The 18,111-nt window shown below is 72.7% G+C and carries 21 protein-coding genes and 1 pseudogene; 9 read left to right on the top strand and 13 right to left on the bottom strand.

Annotation, left to right across the window (positions count from 1 at the left end; all coding sequences use genetic code 11):
* The first annotated feature begins 9 nt into the window (after window positions 1–9).
* Both zwf and ACF9IK_RS01015 read left to right on the top strand, forming a co-directional pair.
* Entirely contained in the window at window positions 10–1,386 is a 1,377-nt protein-coding gene (gene zwf / locus ACF9IK_RS01020) for a glucose-6-phosphate dehydrogenase (RefSeq protein WP_395292337.1), read from the top strand.
* Window positions 1,387–1,488: 102 nt separating this feature from the next.
* Window positions 1,489–2,466, top strand: a complete 978-nt coding sequence (locus ACF9IK_RS01015; protein ID WP_395292336.1) for a DUF389 domain-containing protein — start codon at window positions 1,489–1,491, stop codon at window positions 2,464–2,466.
* A gap of 46 nt (window positions 2,467–2,512) precedes the next feature.
* On the opposite strand, the gene ACF9IK_RS01010 is transcribed toward ACF9IK_RS01015, so the two are convergent.
* The 4 genes from ACF9IK_RS01010 to ACF9IK_RS00995 all read right to left on the bottom strand — a co-directional run bounded on the left by ACF9IK_RS01010 (window position 2,513) and on the right by ACF9IK_RS00995 (window position 4,955).
* Window positions 2,513–2,734, bottom strand: a complete 222-nt coding sequence (locus ACF9IK_RS01010; RefSeq protein ID WP_395292335.1) for a helix-turn-helix domain-containing protein — start codon at window positions 2,732–2,734, stop codon at window positions 2,513–2,515.
* A complete protein-coding gene (locus ACF9IK_RS01005; RefSeq protein WP_395292334.1) occupies window positions 2,734–3,342 on the bottom strand; it encodes a DUF2975 domain-containing protein in 609 nt (202 codons plus the stop codon). The genes ACF9IK_RS01010 and ACF9IK_RS01005 overlap by 1 nt, the downstream gene beginning before the upstream one ends.
* A gap of 120 nt (window positions 3,343–3,462) precedes the next feature.
* Window positions 3,463–4,059, bottom strand: a complete 597-nt coding sequence (locus ACF9IK_RS01000; protein ID WP_395292333.1) for a choice-of-anchor C family protein — start codon at window positions 4,057–4,059, stop codon at window positions 3,463–3,465.
* Window positions 4,060–4,412: 353 nt separating this feature from the next.
* Window positions 4,413–4,955: an LURP-one-related/scramblase family protein gene (locus ACF9IK_RS00995; RefSeq protein ID WP_395292332.1), complete on the bottom strand. Its 543-nt coding sequence runs from the start codon at window positions 4,953–4,955 to the stop codon at window positions 4,413–4,415.
* Window positions 4,956–5,132: 177 nt separating this feature from the next.
* Here ACF9IK_RS00995 and ACF9IK_RS00990 point away from each other — a divergent pair, with 177 nt between their 5' ends.
* Both ACF9IK_RS00990 and ACF9IK_RS00985 read left to right on the top strand, forming a co-directional pair.
* The gene (locus ACF9IK_RS00990) at window positions 5,133–5,660 is read left to right on the top strand and encodes a hypothetical protein (protein ID WP_395292331.1); all 528 of its coding nucleotides are present in this window, start codon (window positions 5,133–5,135) and stop codon (window positions 5,658–5,660) included.
* A 74-nt stretch (window positions 5,661–5,734) separates the two neighbouring features.
* Complete coding sequence (locus ACF9IK_RS00985; RefSeq protein ID WP_395292330.1) at window positions 5,735–6,673, top strand: alpha/beta fold hydrolase; 939 nt, start codon at window positions 5,735–5,737, stop codon at window positions 6,671–6,673.
* 74 nt (window positions 6,674–6,747) lie between these two features.
* Here ACF9IK_RS00985 and tnpA read toward each other — a convergent pair whose 3' ends face one another.
* Window positions 6,748–7,164: an IS200/IS605 family transposase gene (gene tnpA / locus ACF9IK_RS00980; protein ID WP_395292292.1), complete on the bottom strand. Its 417-nt coding sequence runs from the start codon at window positions 7,162–7,164 to the stop codon at window positions 6,748–6,750.
* 25 nt (window positions 7,165–7,189) lie between these two features.
* On the opposite strand from tnpA, the gene ACF9IK_RS00975 reads away from it, so the two are divergent.
* On the top strand, window positions 7,190–8,404 hold the full coding sequence (locus ACF9IK_RS00975; protein ID WP_395298430.1) for an RNA-guided endonuclease InsQ/TnpB family protein: 1,215 nt from the start codon (window positions 7,190–7,192) through the stop codon (window positions 8,402–8,404).
* A 15-nt stretch (window positions 8,405–8,419) separates the two neighbouring features.
* On the opposite strand, the gene ACF9IK_RS00970 is transcribed toward ACF9IK_RS00975, so the two are convergent.
* Window positions 8,420–9,040 carry a 2'-5' RNA ligase family protein gene (locus tag ACF9IK_RS00970; RefSeq protein WP_395292329.1) on the bottom strand — a complete coding sequence of 207 codons (621 nt, stop codon included), beginning with the start codon at window positions 9,038–9,040 and terminating at the stop codon, window positions 8,420–8,422.
* A 125-nt stretch (window positions 9,041–9,165) separates the two neighbouring features.
* Here ACF9IK_RS00970 and ACF9IK_RS00965 point away from each other — a divergent pair, with 125 nt between their 5' ends.
* The 3 genes and pseudogenes from ACF9IK_RS00965 to ACF9IK_RS00955 all read left to right on the top strand — a co-directional run.
* Window positions 9,166–9,402, top strand: coding sequence for a hypothetical protein (locus ACF9IK_RS00965; RefSeq protein WP_395292328.1), 237 nt, complete (start codon window positions 9,166–9,168; stop codon window positions 9,400–9,402).
* A 175-nt stretch (window positions 9,403–9,577) separates the two neighbouring features.
* Window positions 9,578–10,576, top strand: a complete 999-nt coding sequence (locus tag ACF9IK_RS00960) for a hypothetical protein (RefSeq protein WP_395292327.1) — start codon at window positions 9,578–9,580, stop codon at window positions 10,574–10,576.
* 219 nt (window positions 10,577–10,795) lie between these two features.
* Window positions 10,796–11,515 (top strand): annotated as a pseudogene (locus ACF9IK_RS00955) (NAD(P)H-dependent glycerol-3-phosphate dehydrogenase); the annotation flags it as partial.
* 46 nt (window positions 11,516–11,561) lie between these two features.
* Here ACF9IK_RS00955 and ACF9IK_RS00950 read toward each other — a convergent pair.
* The 3 genes from ACF9IK_RS00950 to sigJ form a co-directional block, all read right to left on the bottom strand.
* Complete coding sequence (locus ACF9IK_RS00950; protein WP_395292326.1) at window positions 11,562–12,884, bottom strand: M48 family metallopeptidase; 1,323 nt, start codon at window positions 12,882–12,884, stop codon at window positions 11,562–11,564.
* A 271-nt stretch (window positions 12,885–13,155) separates the two neighbouring features.
* Complete coding sequence (locus ACF9IK_RS00945; protein ID WP_395292325.1) at window positions 13,156–13,839, bottom strand: LysR family transcriptional regulator; 684 nt, start codon at window positions 13,837–13,839, stop codon at window positions 13,156–13,158.
* Between the two features lie 218 nt (window positions 13,840–14,057).
* Entirely contained in the window at window positions 14,058–14,990 is a 933-nt protein-coding gene (gene sigJ, locus ACF9IK_RS00940) for an RNA polymerase sigma factor SigJ (protein ID WP_395292324.1), read from the bottom strand.
* A 100-nt stretch (window positions 14,991–15,090) separates the two neighbouring features.
* Between sigJ and ACF9IK_RS00935 the strand changes: the two genes are divergently transcribed.
* Window positions 15,091–15,453, top strand: a complete 363-nt coding sequence (locus ACF9IK_RS00935) for a hypothetical protein (RefSeq protein ID WP_395292323.1) — start codon at window positions 15,091–15,093, stop codon at window positions 15,451–15,453.
* Between the two features lie 25 nt (window positions 15,454–15,478).
* On the opposite strand, the gene ACF9IK_RS00930 is transcribed toward ACF9IK_RS00935, so the two are convergent.
* The 4 genes from ACF9IK_RS00930 to ACF9IK_RS00915 form a co-directional block, all read right to left on the bottom strand.
* Entirely contained in the window at window positions 15,479–15,823 is a 345-nt protein-coding gene (locus ACF9IK_RS00930; protein ID WP_395292322.1) for a hypothetical protein, read from the bottom strand.
* A 103-nt stretch (window positions 15,824–15,926) separates the two neighbouring features.
* Window positions 15,927–16,298 carry a hypothetical protein gene (locus tag ACF9IK_RS00925; protein WP_395292321.1) on the bottom strand — a complete coding sequence of 124 codons (372 nt, stop codon included), beginning with the start codon at window positions 16,296–16,298 and terminating at the stop codon, window positions 15,927–15,929.
* A gap of 172 nt (window positions 16,299–16,470) precedes the next feature.
* Window positions 16,471–17,073 (bottom strand): DUF4328 domain-containing protein, encoded by a 603-nt coding sequence (locus tag ACF9IK_RS00920; RefSeq protein WP_395292320.1) that lies wholly within the window; start codon window positions 17,071–17,073, stop codon window positions 16,471–16,473.
* A gap of 150 nt (window positions 17,074–17,223) precedes the next feature.
* The gene (locus ACF9IK_RS00915) at window positions 17,224–17,841 is read right to left on the bottom strand and encodes a hypothetical protein (RefSeq protein WP_395292319.1); all 618 of its coding nucleotides are present in this window, start codon (window positions 17,839–17,841) and stop codon (window positions 17,224–17,226) included.
* Window positions 17,842–18,111 lie beyond the last annotated feature (270 nt).

Below are 18,111 nucleotides of genomic sequence, written 5' to 3'. Positions count from 1 at the left end.
AGAGCCGACATGACGACACGACAGATGGACGCGCTGGTGATCTTCGGCGCAACCGGCGACCTGGCCAAACTGGAGACCTTCCCGGCTCTGGTCGGACTGGTCGAACGCGGCGTCCTGGACGTCCCGGTGGTGGGCGTGGCGAAAGCCGGCTGGGACCTGGAGCAGTTCCGCGCCTACGCCGAGGCCTCACTCACCCTCAACGGCATGAACCCCGCGTCCCCCGCGGCGGTCAAGCTGCTCGGCCTGCTGCGCTACGTGGACGGAGACCTCGGCGAGGACGCCACCTACACGGCGATGTCCGACGCCATGGGCAGCGGCGGCCGGGCGCTGTACTACCTCGAAGTGCCACCGGTGCTCTTCGGCCGGATCGCCGACGGAATCGCCGCGGCCGGCCGGGCCGAGGGCGCCCGCATCATGGTCGAGAAGCCCTTCGGCAACGACCTCGAAAGCGCCCGCGCACTCAACGAGACCATGCACCGGCACTTCCCCGAGGACGCGATCTACCGCGTCGACCACTGGCTCGGGCTCGACCCGGTGGAGAACGTCCTGTTCGCCCGGTTCGCCAACTCCGTGGTCGAGCCGCTGCTCAACCGCACGCACGTCGAGTCCGTGCAGATCACCATGGCCGAGGCCTTCGACGTCTCCGACCGCGGCCGCTTCTACGACCGCACCGGCGCCGTCCGCGACGTCATCCAGAACCACATGCTCCAGGTGCTGGCCACCGTCCTGGCCGACCCGCCCTCCGGACGCGGGCTGTCCGCCTGGCTGGACTCCAAGGCCGAGGTCGTCTCCTCCCTGCGGCCGCTCACCCCCGAGCACATCGTGCGCGGACAGTACGAGGGCTACCGCCAGGTCGACGGTGTGGACCCGGAGTCCACCGTCGAGACCTTCGCGGCCATCCGGCTGGCCGCCGACTCCTGGCGCTGGGCCGACGTGCCGATCCTCATCCGGGCCGGCAAGTGCCTCCCGGTGACCGCCACCGAGATCAGCATCCAGTTCCGCCGCGCCCCGCACGACGTCTTCGACCTGCGTCCGGCGCCCGCGGAGAACCGGCTGCGGTTCCGCATCTGGCCCGAGACCCAGGTCGGGCTGACCCTCGCCGGCAAGATGCCCGGCGGCGGCTGGCAGGCCAAGCACGAGGAACTCGCCTTCAGCGAGATCCCGGGTTCGGACATGCGCCCCTACGACCGCCTGATCGGCGCCGCCCTCGACGGCGACCGCTGGCTGTTCGCCCGGCAGGACACCGTGGAGTCCGCCTGGCGCATCGTCGACCCGGTGCTGGACGACGCCGTTGCGGTCCACCCCTACGCCAGGGGAACCTGGGGGCCCAAGGAGGCCGACGCCCTGCTGCCCGACCACGACACCTGGTACGACCCGGCCGGCTGAGCACACCGCCCACCGCCCGGGCCCGGCGGCAACCGGATGAACGGCGCCACGACGGGCGAGCTCCTCCTGCCCCCCGCGCCCCGGAAGTGCTCAGCTTGGCTGATGGATCTGGTCCATCTGAGACTGCTGACGCCGCCCGCGCTCACCGGGCCGGCGCTCGCGCTGCTGACCGCCGACCGCCACGTCCTCAACCTCGCGGTGCTGGAATCCGCCGCCCGCGCGCCGGACGGCGACGTCCTGGAGTGCGACGTCGTGAGGGGCGCGGCGAACACGCTGCTGCACCGCCTGCGCGGCCTCGGCATCGACCGGCAGGGGTCGATCTCGATCGAGGACGTCGAGCTGCTGCTCTCGCACCGCGCCGACCGGCTCGAAGCCACCGAGCCACGCGTCCTGGCCCACGCCCCGCTGTGGGCCGCCGTCGAGGCCGGCATCCGCGCCGGCGGCACCTACCTGCCGTCCTTCTACCTGCTCCTGGTGATCGCCGGCCTGATCGGCGCGGTCGGCATCATGACCAACTCCCAGATCCTCATCGTGGCCGCGATGGTCGTCGGCCCCGAGTACGGCGCGATCACCAGCGTCGCCCTGGGCCTGGACCGCGGCAACCGGCGCCGGGTGGAGGAGGGCCTGCGCGCGCTGGCGGCGGGCTTCCTGCTGGCCATCGTGACCACCCTGGGCTTCGCCCTGCTGGCCCGGGCGGCCGATCTGCAGTCCAGGGCCTTCCAGGCAGGACTGCGGCCCGTCTCCAACCTGATCGACACCCCGAACGCCCTCTCCGTGGTGGTCGCCGTCCTCGCCGGAATCGTCGGGATCGTCTCCCTCGCCGAGGCCCGGCGCACCGCGCTGCTCGGCGTCTTCATCTCCGTGACCACGATCCCCGCCGCCTCGGACGTCGCCGTCTCGCTCGCCTTCTCCGAATGGCGCGAGGCGTGGGGATCGCTGCTCCAACTCCTGCTCAACGTGGTCGTCCTGGTGATCGTCGGCGTGCTGGTCCTGCGGGCGCAGCGCCGGATCTGGGCCCGGGTGACCCGGCGTGCCGCGGGCGCGGCCCCGCCGGGTGGCCCCGCGCCGTCCCGGCCGTGAGGTGACCGTCCGTCATACCGTATGACCGCGGCGCGCGGCGGGCGCGTCAGGCGGAGAACGTGAGCAGGTCCCCGGGCTGGCAGTCCAGTTCGCGGCAGATCGCGCTGAGCGTGCTGAAGCGGATCGCCTTGGCGCGGTCGTTCTTCAGGATGGAGAGGTTGGCGACGGTCACCCCGACCCGGGCCGCCAACTCGGCCAGTGTGATGCCGCGTTCGTTCAGCAGACGGTCGAGCCGGCACTCGATCTGGTGTGGTTCCTCCGGCGGCATCAGACCAACCCTTCGGTGTCGGCGCGCAGGCGGGTGCCGGCGCGGAACGCTTCGGCCGCGGCACCGACGAGCAGCGCCAGGAAGACGGGTTGGACGGCGAAGCCGTGGGCGGGCGTGATCGCATCCGCCATCGGCAGTTCACGGGCCAGGAGGTTCGTCGTCATCATCTCAAGCAGCGGGACCACGGTTCCCAGCAGCGTGAGGGCGGCGGCGACCGCGGTGATGCGCCGGGTGTTCTGCGGCACGAAGAAGTCGCCGTCCCGGAAGGTGCGGGCTACCCGGAGGAGGACCGTGAGTATCGCGACGATCAGCAGCCCGCTCACCACCGCGGGCAGCGCCAGGAGCAGCCGCTGGCCGAGGCCGGGGTCGGTGAAGGCCAGCTCGGCGTGGTCGGAGCCGCGGAGCGTCACGGCTCCGGCGGACATGTCGCCGGGCAGTCGCGCGGCACCGTCGACGCGCACCTCACGGGTGTCTCCCGGCCCGAACGGGGTGGCAACCCCCAGGATCGGCAGGAGGATCCGGACGAGCCCCACCAGGAGGAGGGCCAGCCCCAGGGCCAGCTCCAGGATGTGGTCCGTCGCCCGCGTCCACCAGGTGGTGTCGTTCATGTCGTTCCCCCGTCTTTCCATGCCCAGCGGCATATCGTTTTTCGATGTTATCGAAAAACGATATGCCTGGCCAATCGGCCCAGCCCCTCGGGTCGGTGGCGGGGGCGGCGACCGGGACGGTCACCCGCAGCAGGGCTTGCACTCCTTCACCTGGACGTCGTCGACGACCGGACCGTAGGCCCCGGCGACGGTGCTGGTGAAGCTCAAGGTGGTGGACGTGCCCTGCGCGACGAAGGTGAACTGGCGCCCCACGTAGCCCATGGCGGCCCGCGTCCTGCCGGTAACGTCGAAGGAGAAGTCCTGGAATGCCTGGCCGTCGATCAGCGCCCGGCCGGTCCGCAGGGCCACCCCGCCGTCCGGGTTGCCGGCCAGCGCGTAGGTGACCGAGTAGGTGGTGCCCGGGACGGTGGTGAAGCTCTGGGCGACGGTGCCGCTGGTGGAGCCGTTGAGGTCCAGCGTCTGGTCGCCCTCGGCGGCCTGCCAGAAGCCGGCGCCGATCAGGTCGACGTTGCCGGCGGTGACCTTCCACGGGCCGATGCTCTGACCGGTGGTCACATTGGTGAAGGCGTTCGCCGGAGCCTTGGGCGTCTCGAAGCTGCCGTCGTCGAAGTGACTGAGGGCGCGGTGGCCGCCGGCGGCCTGGGCCGGGGTGGCCAGGGCGGTGGCGCCGGCGACGAGCAGGGCGGCGACGGCGATGCGGGTGCGCGCGAACGACATGGGTGGCCCTCCTGGGGCTGGGGACGGGATCAGCGGATGATCGGCTGTGCACAGAGCGTCTGCCGTCGCGGTGATCCCTGCCAAGGCCGGCCGGGTGGCGTCCGGTGTCGCGCGCAGCCCGCGGGCGGGCTCCCGCGCGCCGGTTTCGACGGGCCCGGACCTGCCGCACCGGGCCGAGCGGGCCATTCCGGACGGCCGGTTCGCCCCGAACCGCCGTCGGCCGGCGGTCCCGCGCGGGGGAGCGGGACGAACCCCGCACGCCCCCCCGGCATCCGCGGACCCCGCATCGCACCGGCACCGGCCCGGGCGTCGCCCCGGGCCGGTGGGCCGGTGTCGTCCCGGCTGCGGGGGCGTCAGTCGCCGGGGTGGGCCATGGAGTCGATGGCGACGGTCGCGGCGAGGACGAGCGTGTGGTCGGCCCCTTGGCCGATGCTCACGCCGTAGGTGTCCCGGATCCGGAACCACTTCTTCGACACTTCGGCGATCTTGTAGCCGTCGCGCTCGATGGTGTACTCGTGGTCGACGACGTTGCCCTCGACGCTCAGCTTCGGGCCGTCCTCCTGGTCGATGCTCCACCGGTTGCGCAGCGGGGTGATCACGGCCTTCTTGACGACGGCGACCCGGTGGCCCTCGGCGTCGTCGATCGCCATCGACTCCTTGACCCGTACGGGCCGGCTCTGGACGGTCGCGACCCGGTGGCCCTGCGGGTCCTCCAGGTCGAAGGTCTTGCGGGCGCGCAGCACCTTGCCGTCGACGCGGTAGACGTGCTCCCCGGAGTCGTCGTCGATCCAGTAGTCGTCCCCGATGGCGACCAGCTTCTGTCGCATGCGGTAGCGGGTGACCCCGTCGCCGTGGTCGAAGGCGCGGTTGGCCTTCCGGCGGTCCCGGTCGAACATCGTTCCACGTCCCTTCGGGTTCCGCCGCCACCCCCCGGCGGTGCTCCGGTGTCCGGCTGGCTGCCCCCCCGGCCTCTTCAAGTATGGTCCGCCCACCCCGGCCGGGCACGGGGGAGGCCCGCCCGGTCGGCGGAGTCGGTCGTGGGGGCGGCCGCCGCGGAGCCCTATGTTGGGTCGGTGAAAACTTCCCCGGCCGCCCCGGCGGGTCGGCCCGCGCCTGCGAAGCGGCGCCGTGCCGGCCGGACGGACTACGCCGGCGCGGTGTACGGGTCCCTGCTCGCCGCGTCCGTGGTGGCGACCGCCGGGAGCGCCGGGGACTTCCCCCGCCTCCAGCTGATCGGCCTGCTGCTGGTCACCGGCGTGGTGTTCTGGGCGGCGCACGTGTACGCGCTGGTTGCCGGCGAGCGGACCGTCGGCAGGTCCGTCGACCGCCGTGAGGTGCGCAGGGTCGCCAGGCACGAGTGGTCCATCGTGGAGGCAGCCGTGCTGCCCGCGGTCGCGGTGGCGATCAGCCCGCTGCTCGGCCTCGGTCATCCCGGGACCGCCTGGCTGGCCCTCGGCGTCGCGGTGGCGCAGCAGGTCGCCTGGGCGACCCTCGGGGCGATCCGGGCCGGCGCGTCCCGCCGGATGGCGTTCGGCGAGGGTGTCGTCAACCTGTTGCTCGGTCTGGTCATCGTGGCCGCCAAGGCGGCCCTGGGGCACTGACCGCGCCGTCCGGCGGGGACGGCGCGCGCGGCGGCGCGGGCGGCGGCGAATGCTCGGACGGAAGGCGGAACCCGATGGCGGACCACCGGCGCACGGTCGAGGTCGACGGCGCGGACCTGTGCGTGGAGCTCCACGGCGATCCCGCCGACCCCGCCGTCCTGCTGATCCACGGCGCGGGGCACTGCCTGCTCAACTGGGCCGACGGCTTCGTGCGCCGGCTGGTCGCGGGCGGGCGGTGCGTCGTCCGCTACGACTCCCGCGACGCGGGCGCCTCGACGACCTTCCCGGTGGGCGCGCCGCCGTACGCCCTGCCCGACCTGGTCGAGGACGCCGCGACCCTGATCGACGCCCTCGGCCTGGGTGCGGCCCACGTCCTCGGCATGTCCCAGGGCGCCGCGGTCGGCCAGCTCCTGGCGCTCGACCACCCGGACCGGGTGGCCACCCTCGCCCTCGCCTCCGCCACGCCCGGCGTCCCCGGGCGCGAGCAGCCGGACCTGCCGCCGGTGGCGGACCGGCTCGCCGCCTACTTCGCGCAGGCCGCGGAGGGCGCCGGTGGCGAGGACGGGGGCGCGGGCGCGGGCGGGGTCGACTGGTCGGACCGGGAGGCCGTCATCGACTCGATCGTCGAGGGCGAGCGCCCGTTCGCCGCCGTGTCGCGCCCGTTCGACGAGGACGGCGTGCGCCGGCTGGCCGCCCGGGTCGTCGACCACGCCCGCGACATCGCGGCCCAGTCGACCAATCCCTACCTGCTCGACGCCGGCAGCCCCTGGCGCCACCGGCTCGGCGCGATCACCGCGCCGACCCTGGTGCTGCACGGACAGGAGGACCCGATGTTCCCGGTGGAGCACGGGCGCGCCCTGGCCGCGGAGATCCCCGGCGCCCGCTTCCTCGCCCTGCCGGGCACCGGCCACGAGGTCTTCCCCGAGCACACCTGGGACACCGTCGTCCCCACCCTCCTCGCCCATACGGCTACCTGGACTAATCGCAGTGCACGGGCTTCAGCCCGGTGGTGAAGCGATTCTGAACCCTGCTCTGACCTGTGCGGTGGGCACCCTCCCGCACTGTGGACGGTGCCCACCGCAGACCGTCAAGCCGGACGGTTCTGCTGCTCGATGTACTGCCGGACTATCGACAGCGGCGCGCCGCCGACTGATCCGGCGAAGTACGAACCGGACCACAGACGCTGTGCCCGCCAGTAGTGCTTGACCAGCTCGGGGTACTCCTGCCGCAGCCGGCGCGAGCTGACGCCTTTGAGCGAGTTGACCAGCTTGGACAGGGCGACCTTCGGCGGGAAGTTCACCAGCAGGTGGACGTGGTTGTTCTCGCCGTTGAACTCGACCAACTCCACCTCGAAGTCGGCGCACACGTCCCGCATGATCTCTTCGAGCCGGGTCAGATGCCGCTCGGCGAACACCTTGTGACGGTACTTCGTCACGAAAACCAAGTGCGCATGCAGGGCGAAAGCGCAGTGCCGACCAGTGCGGATGTTCTGATACTCGGCCATAAACCAAAATGGTACGGTGCTGACCGTGCAGCTCAGGTACAGCTTCCGCGTGTACCCGAACGGGCCTCAGCGTTCCGCGCTGGCCAGGGCGTTCGGGTGTGCACGGGTGGCCTTCAATGATGCCCTCCGGGCACGTGAGACCGCCCGCGCCGCCGGGCTGCCGTTCATCCCGTCCGGCGAGCTGTCCAAGCAGCTCACGGCCGCGAAGAACACCCCCGAACGGGCATGGCTCGGCGAGGTGTCCGCCGTGGTGCTGCAACAGTCCCTCCGGGACCTGGACACCGCCTACCGGAACTTCTTCGACGGCCTCAAGGGCATGCGCCCGAAGATGGGACCGCCCCGGTTCAAGTCCCGCAAGGACACCCGGCAGGCGATCCGCTTCACCGCGAACGCCCGATGGAAGATCACACCGGGCGGCGACCTATCGCTGCCGAAGATCGGCGACGTGCGGGTGAAGTGGTCCCGCGCCTTGCCGTCCGTGCCATCCTCGGTGACGGTGATCAAGGACAGCGCAGGCCGGTACTTCGCCGGCTTCGTTGTCGAGACGGACCCCGAGATCCTTCCCGAGACCGAGCCGGTCACCGGTCTCGATCTCGGCCTCGGACACTTCGCCGTCCTCTCGGACGGGCGGAAGATCGACGCCCCGAAGTTCCTCCGGCGCGCAGAGAAGAAGCTCAAACGCGCACAGCAAGCCCTGTCCCGTAAGGCCAAGGGCAGCAAGAACCGCGAGAAGGCCCGTCACAAGGTCGCTCGCAACCACGCACGGGTGGCCGACGCCCGGCGCGAGTTCCACCACCAGGTCTCCACCGGACTGATTCGCGAGAACCAAGCAATCGCGGTGGAAGACCTGGCGGTCAAGGGACTCGCCCGCACACGGCTCGCCAAGTCCGTGCACGACGCCGGATGGTCGGCGTTCGTCACCATGCTGGAGTACAAGGCCGCGAAGTACGGCCGGAACCTGATCAAGATCGGCCGCTTCGAGCCGACCTCCCAGGTTTGCTCCCACTGCGGCGTCAAGGACGGCCCCAAGCCGCTGAACATCCGCGTCTGGCAGTGCCAGGCGTGCGGCGTCTGGCTGGACCGGGACGTCAACGCCGCCGTCAACATAGCCACGGCCGCCGGACTGGCGGTGTCAGCCTGTCGAGCGCGGGTAAGCCGGGGACCCGTCCCCGCACAGCGCGAAGAAGCAGGAACCCACCGAGACGGTCAGACGACCGTGGTAGGAATCCCCGCCCTTTAGGGCGGGGAGCGGAAGTCAACCGAGGGGCACGTGCTCGAAGGTCTCCCACTCGTACATCTGCCGGTCCCGGCCGAGGACGATGAGGTCGGCCGAGGTGATGCGGGCGGTGGCCGGGTAGGAGGCGACGCTCGCCAGAGCCTCGGCGGCCGGGCGGGCGGGGCCGGCGGCGTTGCTGTAGGCGACGGAGACGTGGGGGCGGAAGCCGTCGGCGTTCTCGGGGACCTCGGGCCAGACGTCGGCGATGGCGGCTCGGACGGCCGAACGGACGGCGTGGACCGGGTCTGCGGGCTCGACGGTCAGCAACAGGGCCTCGGGAGTGACGATCGCGGGTCCGAGGGCGAGGTCGAACGCGGAGATCTTGGCGAGGTGGTGGGCAGCGGCGTCGGCGATGGCGCGGGCGTCGGCCTCGCTGACCTCGTCGGTGGAGCCGAGGCCCTGCATGGTGAGGTGCAGCCAGCGGTCGGGGACGAGGTCGAGGCCGGGGACGTCGGTGAGGGCGTGGCGGTAGTCGGCGGTGAGGCCGTGGAGGTCGGTGGCGTCGTCGAAGGTGAGGTGCCAGGTGTACCTACGGGTGCCGGTGGTCCAGCCGGGCCTCCACCACCAGTGGTCGGCCATGTGTGAGGGAATGTCAGTCATGGTCGTTGATCCAAGCGCTGGTCGGGGCCGCCGGGGAGAGGGTGTGGGCGGCTTCGCGGACGGCGGTCTCGACGGCGTCCTGTAGGCGCAGGCCGGCGGCGCTGTCGCCCATGGGGGAGGCGGCGGTGTCGCGGGCGAGGTCGCGAAGGCGGCGGCGGACCGGTGCGGTGCTCGGCGGGCAGCGCGAGGACGGGGACGATGGCGTCGAGGACGCCTTCGGGGTCGCGGGCGAGCAGGTGGGCGCCGGCGCGGGTGATGTGCAACTGGGCTTCGGTGCCATATGCGCGTACACGCTGTTGCTGGAGAGCGGTGAGTCCGCGGTCGGCGTGGGCGAGGGCCTGCGGGGCGGAGCCGCCGCGTAGGTGGACGGCGGAGGCGTAGTTCGCATGCCGTCCGGCCGGGCAGCTGAACAGCCCGCCAACCTGGTCGTAGACCATGCCGGCCTGGTCGTGGGCGGCTGCTTCCTCGGCCTGGCCGAGTGCGGGTCAGCGCCTCGGTGCGGGCGCCGACCTCGGCCCAGGCGTCAGCGAGCTGGCAGTGGAGGAGGACAGTGACGGTGCCGGGCGCCTGGTTGGCGGCGCCGTGCTGGGCATGCTGAATGGCTTGCCGGAACTGGCCGTCCCAGAAGGCGAGTTTGCTGCGGGTGGAGGCGACCCAGGCGTGAAGACCCGGGTCGTCGGCGCTGTCGGCGCACAGCAGGGCGGCGCGGGCCTGGGTTTCGGCCTGGGCGCGGTGGCCGAGGTCGCTGGTCATCCAGGACATCAGCGCGAACAGATAGCCGGCCGTTGTGAAGAGCTCGCGGCGTTGCTGGGGCCGCTGGTGACCGTACAGGAGGTCCCAGACCTTGGTGAGCAGGTGCTTCGTCTGCCTGAAGACGAGCAGCGGGTCCTCGGCCATCAGGTAGGAGCTGGCGAGGTACCGGGTGTCGGCGGTGAGCTGTTCCAGGGCGACGGGGCCGCAGTTGGTGAGCTCGGCCCACCGGGCCCAGTCAGCGGATTCCTGTGCGGCGGCCTGGACCAGGTCGGTACCGGTGGGCGGGGCGGTCGGCATCGGTACGAGGGCCGCCGGAGTCACGACTGCGGGCACGGCGGTGTCCGGCTGGTGGCGCAGCAGGCGAAGGTCGGACTCTGGAAGGGCGCGGCGGTCCTCCAGGTCGAGGAGGTCGTCCAGGGTGGCGCCGTAGAGGTCGGCGAGGACGGTGAGCACGGGCAAGGTGACCCGGCGCCCGGCCGGGTCGGGCCACTTCTCCCACTTGCCGACGAGAGAGGCGTCGGCGGCCGGTCCGCCGGCGCCGCCGGCGGCGTTGAGACGGTCGGCGGCTTCCTGCAACGTTCAGCCGTGCGCGTGCCGCCAGGCCTCACGGGGGCGGAAACCGAAGCGTGCGCGCATCTCGGCGGCGATCGCCGCCGCCGGTGCGCCGATGGTGAGCAGTTCGGTTCGCAGGGCGTCACGGTCGGCTTTGGAGCCGGGCTTGGGGCGCGGAGGCATGAAGGGCTCCCGTCGGGGGTGCGGAGCGGCCTGACCACCTCACGGTAGCGACCCGACTACGCCACACGGGTCACACTGTGCGAAATCGCAGTGACGCACCGCCCAAATCGTGACCCGGTCCTGCGCGGTCATGGCAGGTCAGTCGGGTGACGGCCCGTCCGGAAAGGCGGTCGCCGCTGCCCGTGACCGGAACGGGTCGTCGGCGGGACCGTAGAGCCCTCCGAACACACCGCTCCTTGGGCAGGCCACGATGACGCAGTCCACCACCCCGTCCGCGCATGCCGCGCCTCGCTCCAACCGCTCCCTGCCGGCGCCGGCGCCGGCACCGGCCTGCGGATGAGCGAGGTCATCGCGCAGAACGCCGCGCTCGACCCCGCGCGCGTCGCCGTCCTGTCCGGCCCGAACCTGGCCCGCGAGATCGCCTCCCGTCAGCCCGCCGCGAGCGTCATCGCCTGCACGGACGAGGCGGTCGGCAGGCAGCTCCAAGCCGCCTGCCACACCCCGTACTTCCGCCCGTACACCCACACCGACGTCATCGGCTGCGAGCTCGGCGGCGCGGTGAAGAACGTCATCGCGCTCGCTGTCGGCCTGGCCGCGGGCCTAGAGCTCGGCGACAACGCCAAGGCCACCCTCATGACCCGCGGCCTTGCCGAGACCACCCGCCTCGGCACAGCCCTGGGCGCGGACCCCGCGACCTTCGCCGGCCTGGCCGGACTCGGCGACCTCACAGCCACCTGCCTGTCCCCGCTCTCCCGCAACCGCACCTTCGGCGAGCACCTCGGACGCGGCCTCACCGTCGCCGAAGCCACCTGCGCCACCGGCCAGACCGCCGAAGGCGCCAAGTCGGCCTACTCCGTCCTCGACCTCGCCCGGCGCCACCAGGTCGAAATGCCGATCACCGAGATCGTCGTCGCCATCCTGGACGGGCAGGTCACCATCGACCAGGCCGTCGACCTGCCGATGACCCGGTCCCCTCGGGCCGAGTAGGGAGCCGACCGGGACGGTCTGACTCCTCACCCCCTGGGGGGCCTGCTCAGCCGGCGAGGAAGGTGTGGGCCGTGCGGGCGCGGTGGGGGGCGAGTTCGGCGTCGATGGCGGCGGACTCGGCGGGTGCGGCGGTGACGGCGGCCGGGACGGGCGGGCGCCCGGCGAGGAGGGCCAGCCGCAGATGGGTCGGCGGGTGGGTCGCATTCACACAGTGGCCCCCCGCCCGGGAACGGCGGACCAGCCGGTCGCGCTCCAGCGCCGGCAGGCCTGCCAGGTGGTCGCGCAGCTCCTGCCAGAGGAGGTCGGTGTCCAGGGTGGACGCGGGCTCGCGCCGGGTGCTCCGGGGGCGGGAGTGGATCCTGGCGCGCACCCGCAGCACCGCCGTCCCCACGGCCTCGTCGAACAGCAGCGCCGTGAGCATCCCGCTCGCCGCCTCGCTGGAGGCGGCCCGGGCGGCGAGTTCGTCGGCGCGGTACTCGGCCTGCTGCCCGGCCCGGGCGGTGAGCCGGTGGAGCAGCAGGAGCACCCGGAGCAGCAGCCAGGCGACCGCGTGGAGGACGGCGTTGCTGATGTAGTCGGCGAAGATGAACAGCAGGTTCATCGCCCCGACGCCGCCGCCACCGGCGCGCCGGCGGGGCGCGGCGAGGTTGTACCAGTGCGCCAGCGTGCGGATGGCCGAGCCGAGCCAGAGGCCGCTGCGGTGGTCGCCGTTGATCCGGTGGGCGAGCTCGTGCCCCAGCATCGCGATCCGCTGCTGGTCGTCCATCGCCTCCCAGAGCGGCAGGCCGATGGTCAGGACGGACGTGCGGCGCAGCCCGACCACCCCCATGCTCGCGTTGAACTCCCCGTCGACCCGGATGACGTCGACCTTCGGCGCCCCGAGCTGCTCGGCGAGCCGGTCGGTCAGACCGTAGAGGGCGGGGGCCTCGGTGCGGGTCAGCACCCCGGTGCCGCGCGGCGCCCGGCCGAGCCGGGGGCGCAGCAGGAACACGACGGCGAGGACGGCGGCGCCCAGGCAACGCAGCGGGGTGTTGCCCGTGACGAGCAGCCAGATGCCCCAGCCCGCCAGCGCGGCGGTGCTGAGGTGGACGGCGGTGGCGACGGCGGAGGCGGCCAGCCAGTCCTGGCGGGTGGTGTCGGCCCGTCCGGCGGCGACCTCCTGGAAGAGCCGCTCGGTGCGCTCGGCCGCGGCCCGTTCGCGCGCGGCTGCCTTCGCGTCCTGGGCCGCCTCCTCGGCGGCCTCCTGCTCCGGTACGAGGTTCCACTCGCAGCCCGGGCACCAGACGGTGAAGCGCGGGTCGGGATCGAGCGGCGCCGTGCAGTGGGGGCAGGTCTGCGGGCGGGCGGTGGTCGCGGTGGGGTTCGGCACGGCGGCCGATCATGCCATGCCGCGGCGGCCGGGCGGAAGGCGAATTCGGGCGGCGCCGCGACGGTGTGGCAGAACCGGTAGGTGCCGAGTTCGCGGACGGTGTCGGCGAGTGCGCGGATCGGCTCGTTCTCGGCGTCGGTCCGCCAGACCAGGGCGTAGGACAGCGTGGTGAGGTCCGGGACGGGTATCCAGCGGATGTTCGGCATGCCCCAGTGCCGGGTGACGTGGCTGGGGAAGCCGTGGATGATCTCGCCCATGCCGACCTGGTTGATCAGGTCCTCCGCGTGGGTGATCTGCCCCCGCGCTCGATCGTGCGGCCCCGGGGCGTGTGGAAGGGGATGTAGCGGTCCTCCCAGTAGTCCGGCAGGTCGGGCGGCATGGGGTGGCGGAAGTCGGCGAACATCTCCAGTCGCACCGACGTCCGCCGGGCGAGTTCGTGGTCGGCGGTCACGGCGAGGATCCGGGGGTCCGTCAACAGGACCGGGCCGACGGTGAAGTCCGGCTCTTCCACGGGCAGCCAGACCACCAGGACGTCCAGGTCGCCGTCGCGGAGGCGGCCGAACGGATCGAGGTACGTCATCTGGCGGATCTCCAGTTCCCACTGCGGGTACCGGGAGCGGAACGTCTTCCAGTAGAAGTGCAGGTCGACGAGGTTGAACGGCATCATGCCGACGCGGAGCCGGCTGGTGACGCCGCGGGCGGTGAGCCGGGCGCGTTCCAGGGACTCGTGCAGGCCCGCGTAGACCGGCCGCAGGTCGTCGCGCAGCTGGCGGCCGACGTCGCTCAGGCGCACGGTGCGGCTGGTGCGCTCGAACAGCGCGGCGCCGATGCGCCGTTCCTGCTTCTTGATGACCTGGCTGACCCGGGCCTGGGAGAGCCGGAGCCGCTCGGCGGTCCGGCCGAAGTGCAGCTCCTCGGCCAGCACCAGGAAGATCTCGATGTCCCGCAGCTCCATGAAGCCCCCACGCCCTGCTCCGTCGACAACCCACTGGTCGGAGGCGTTCCGCCGACGCCGCCGTGCAACGCCGTTGAGGCGTGTGAGCGCTCGCGGGGTGCTGTTTCGGTACTCGAATCTAGGCCCACGGGGTGCCCGGGTAGTCAGCATTCCGTGCAGGGTTTCTCGTGACGTCGTGCAAACCGTGCGGCGCTCCCGCCACCGGGCGGCAGGTGCCCTCACCTGTTCTGCCGGAGCACCTGGTCCTCCCGCATCCACGGCCGTAGCTTCTCCGGGTTCCGGACGGCCCAGATCCTGGTCACACGGCCGTCGACGACGTCGAACGAGGCCACCGTCAGGACGACACCGGCCCGCTGGGCCACCAGGCCCGGCGCGCCGTTGACCGAGCCTTCCAGGAGCGTGAGCCCCGGAGCCCTGTCGGCGATGGCGACCATGTACTCGGCGATGCGCGCGCCGCCCTCGATCGGACGCAGGGCGGCACCGACCATGCCGCCGCCGTCGGCGGTCATCACGGCGCCGGGGTCGAGGAGGCGGACGAGGGCCGTGATGTCCCTGGTCTCCCAGGCCTCCTTGACGTTGCGCACCGCCTCGGCCTGTCCGGCGGCCCCCGCCGCCCCGGCCGGGAGCCGCGCGAGGTCCACCCGCCGCCGGGCGGAGGACGCCAGCTGCTTGCAGGCCGCCGGGGTGCGGCCGAGGACGCCGGCGATCTCGGCGAAGGGGTACCGGAAGACGTCGTGCAGGACGAACGCCACCCGCTCGGCGGGCGTCATCGACTCCAGGACGACGAGGAAGGCCATGGTCACCGACTCGTCCAGGACCATCAGGTCGGCGGGGTCGGCGCCCTGGTGGCCGTTGTTCCACTCGCCGCGGTCGGGCAGCGGCTCGGGCAGCCACGCCCCGACGTAGCGCTCCCGCCGGGCCCGCGCCGAGCCGAGCACGTCCAGACAGATGCGCCCGGTCACCGTCGTCAGCCAGGCACCGGGGGACACGACCTCCGCCTGCCGGCCGCGCGGCAGCGCGTACCAGCGCGCGTAGGCGTCCTGTACGGCGTCCTCGGCCTCGGCCAGCGAGCCGAGCAACCGGTAGGCCACGTTGATCAGTTGCCCCCGCTCACCGGCCACCTCGTCGGTACCCCGCACAGCCGCCCCCACGCCTCCGAGCCCTCCTCGCCTTACCTTTCGCCGGCCCGCGTCGTCGGGCTGGTGAGACCTTATCGATCTACCGCCCGCGGGCGGAAAGGGGGACCGTGACATGACCACCCAGGTGACGGCTCGGCGCAGCTTTCCGTTCCTTCGGATCGCCGTCGGCCTGCAGACCTTGACGATCTTCCTCCAGGCGGCCTCCGCCGGACTGCTGCTGACCGCGTCCTACGGAGAGACGCTGCACAGTGCCGGCGCCCGCGTGATGTACGCGGCGTCGATGCTGTACCTGCTCGCGGCGGTGCTGGCGTGGAAGCCGGGCGGCGGATCGCCCCGGCCGATCCTGTACGCGTCCGGGTTCCTCGTCCTGGCCTCGGCCCAGGTCGTGCTCGGCATCGCGCACGTCCCGTCGGTCCACCTCCCGCTGGGCGTCCTGATGTTCGGGCTGAGCGTCCTGGCACTGGCGCGCTCCTGAGGCCGCGCCGGCCGTCGGAGGCTGCTCAGGGCGCGGGGGCCTGCGCCGGGCGGGCGTCGGGCGCGGGGGCGCCGGGCACGGCGCCCTCCCCGGTAGCCCCTTCGGGGCTTCCTGCGCCGCTCCCTCCGGTGGTCCGGCAGGTGCTGCAGGTATGCCAGCGCGGCCGGTCGTGGGCGGAGAGGTGCGGGGCGAGGGTCATCTCGGAGGTGTCCAGACCGCAGAGTGTCAGGGGCCCGCAGACGCCCGAGGCTTCCGCCGGGGCGGTGTGCGCGCGGCGCACCGCCTTCGCGGGCTCTGCCGGCGTCCGGTCGGGTTGAAGGACCCGAACGTTGGTCGGCGTATCCAGTTCCAGCACGACGATGATGTCCATCCCCTCAACGTGACCGCGGTCCCGGGCCACCGCACCCGCACGGTGGCATCCGGACCAGCCGGCGTCCCGGCCGTGTCCGGCCGGGACGGCGCGGCCGCCGGCATCACAGCGGGGTGAGGATGCCCTGGTGCGCCCCGTCGAGGACGAGGCCGTTGTCCAGCCGGACCCGGACCGTCACCCGGTTCCCCCGCTCCCGGTGCGCGGTCCACTCCGGCTCCAGCGCGGCGATCTCCGCCTCCAGACGTTCCCGGCTCGCCACCGGCATGGTGTGCCCGTAGTCCTCGAACAGCGCTTTGAGCCGCTGGTACTCGCGGACCTCGTGGCTCTCCGGGAGTTCCGCCACCCGCTCGACGGTGCCCTCGATCCCGGCCCCCAGGGAGAGGAACCCGACGACCGCCCCGGGCTCCCCGGCGACCGCCTCGCCGATCCCGAGGTCCTCGGCCAACCTGACGCGTCGGCCTTCCTCCAGGGTCATCCGTCCTCCGCCTCTCCGTCGATCGGTGCCGCCGGCCCGCGGCCCCGGACATTATCCGCCGTCCGGGACCGCGCCGGCCCGGGGCTCGTAGTGGAAGTCCGCGATGGGGCTGTTCGGGCGGCCCCTGCCGGTCAGGGTGAACGCGACGGCGGCGCGCCCGAGGCCCGTCCGGTCATGTCCCTCGCGATGGTCTCGCCCCCGGTCCGAGGCGCTGGGCCTGGGCCGCGGTGATCTCCCGGACCGTCAGGACCAGGAGGATCGCGGACACCACGTTGAAGGGAACGAACTGGGGGGCCAGCATGTAGCCCGAGGTGGTCCCCGACACGCCCAGGGCGACGGCGACCGGGATCTTGGCCAGTCGTGTCCACCACCAGCCCTCGACCAGCCACGTCCGGCCGCCGAGCCCGCTGGCCCGGCGAACATCGAGGACGACCCGGCGCGGGATCCACCACATGGCCACCGGAATGAACCATCCGGCCACCGCGAAGCCGGGGGAGTAGCGGTGGGCGTCCGGTGCGAGGGCCTGGGCGTTGAGCCGGCAGCGGCGCAGCCAGCAGAGCATGACGGTGCAGGCGATCAGCACGAAGAGGGCGAGAAGCGGCCTCGCCCACGCCAGTGGCCCTCGGGTCCCCCCGGTCGCCGTGAGCGCCAGCTGCAGCGCCAACTCCCCGCCGACCGCGACCTGCAGACCGGCCGCCAGCTCACGTGGATCGCGCAGGACCGGCGTGCTCGGCGCAGCCGGTGCGGTGGCGAGGTCGACTGTCCCAGGCTGCACGACGTCTCCTGTTCCTGGCCTCACGCAGTGCTGCGGCGTCCGTACGCGGATGCGGGGATCAACCTAGCGGAGGCGTGAAGCATGATCAAAACGGCCACCGGCCGGTGACCGCCCCCTCCCGGCCGCCCCCGTGTCGTACCGGAGATCGGGTCATCCGACCGGCGTTCGCTGCTTCTGCCAGCGGGCCTTGTGGAAGATCGGATCGACGGCGACGACGCAGAAGGCGTGCATGGGCCGGTCCGTGCCCTCGGGGTCGAAGAAGTCGACGATGTCGTCGAGAAAGCCTTCGCCGTGCCGATGGACGTGGCGGTCCTGGGCGACGAGGTCGCCGGCGGCGGTGAGCCGGTCGCCGATCCGGAACAGGAGCTCGGCACGGGCGGTGAGGACGATCGTCGCGGCGTGCTCGGCATAGCGGGCGGGGTGGCGATCGGCCCGGCGACGGACGTCCTCGGGACGGTCGGGAGGCCGTGCCGCCGGGGCGGTCACCGTCAACGGCGCCGAGGCGCGGCGCATCCTGCGCCGCAGATCCGGCCAGTCGGAGGGCCGAAGTCCCGTGTCCTCACGGGCCAGGAGCACGGGCAGCGGACGGATGCCGCCGCCGACGAAGGGCACCGGTGGGGCGTCCGGCGGGACCGGGATGTGGATCGCGCTGTGCGAGCTCGTCGCGGCGATGCGGAACAGAGCGCCGAGCCGGAGGAGATCGGCGCGGCTCGCCTTCAGATATCCGACCCGGTGGTCGGGCGGGTAGGCGAGCGTGTTGCGGAGCATGGGACCGGTGCTCAGGATCCGGCTGAGCCCGGGGCCGGGACCGACAACAGGATGGCTCGTCACCCGCAACCGCATCCGACCGTCGTCAACCCCCATGCGCCCAGTACAACACGCGCGCCGGCGGCCCCCGAACTCCTTTTGCCGAGCCCCGCGCCCGGCTGCCGAGCCCCGCGCCCGGTGCCCGGCTCGCACCCGCCGTGATCGGACGGTGGGGGCCGGTGACCGGCCCCTGTTGCAGGTGGTACGGCGAGGAGAGACGCTCGGAGCGGG

Origin of the sequence: Kitasatospora hibisci, assembly GCF_043950205.1 — a bacterium.
GTDB lineage: Bacteria > Actinomycetota > Actinomycetes > Streptomycetales > Streptomycetaceae > Kitasatospora > Kitasatospora hibisci.
The sequence above is the reverse complement of the archived record's forward strand: the minus strand, read 5'-3'. Positions and strand labels throughout refer to the sequence as shown.

Coding starts and splice junctions, on each gene's coding strand:
- ACF9IK_RS00970 (WP_395292329.1), bottom strand. CDS start 9,040: ATGACTGACATTCCCTCACACATGGCCGACCACTGGTGGTGGAGGCCC.
- zwf (WP_395292337.1), top strand. CDS start 10: ATGACGACACGACAGATGGACGCGCTGGTGATCTTCGGCGCAACCGGC.
- ACF9IK_RS00915 (WP_395292319.1), bottom strand. CDS start 17,841: ATGCTCCGCAACACGCTCGCCTACCCGCCCGACCACCGGGTCGGATAT.
- ACF9IK_RS00945 (WP_395292325.1), bottom strand. CDS start 13,839: ATGGAGCTGCGGGACATCGAGATCTTCCTGGTGCTGGCCGAGGAGCTG.
- tnpA (WP_395292292.1), bottom strand. CDS start 7,164: ATGGCCGAGTATCAGAACATCCGCACTGGTCGGCACTGCGCTTTCGCC.
- ACF9IK_RS01010 (WP_395292335.1), bottom strand. CDS start 2,734: ATGCCGCCGGAGGAACCACACCAGATCGAGTGCCGGCTCGACCGTCTG.
- ACF9IK_RS01005 (WP_395292334.1), bottom strand. CDS start 3,342: ATGAACGACACCACCTGGTGGACGCGGGCGACGGACCACATCCTGGAG.
- ACF9IK_RS00935 (WP_395292323.1), top strand. CDS start 15,091: ATGACCACCCAGGTGACGGCTCGGCGCAGCTTTCCGTTCCTTCGGATC.
- ACF9IK_RS00925 (WP_395292321.1), bottom strand. CDS start 16,298: ATGACCCTGGAGGAAGGCCGACGCGTCAGGTTGGCCGAGGACCTCGGG.
- ACF9IK_RS00930 (WP_395292322.1), bottom strand. CDS start 15,823: ATGGACATCATCGTCGTGCTGGAACTGGATACGCCGACCAACGTTCGG.
- ACF9IK_RS01000 (WP_395292333.1), bottom strand. CDS start 4,059: ATGTCGTTCGCGCGCACCCGCATCGCCGTCGCCGCCCTGCTCGTCGCC.
- ACF9IK_RS00995 (WP_395292332.1), bottom strand. CDS start 4,955: ATGTTCGACCGGGACCGCCGGAAGGCCAACCGCGCCTTCGACCACGGC.
- ACF9IK_RS01015 (WP_395292336.1), top strand. CDS start 1,489: ATGGATCTGGTCCATCTGAGACTGCTGACGCCGCCCGCGCTCACCGGG.
- ACF9IK_RS00985 (WP_395292330.1), top strand. CDS start 5,735: ATGGCGGACCACCGGCGCACGGTCGAGGTCGACGGCGCGGACCTGTGC.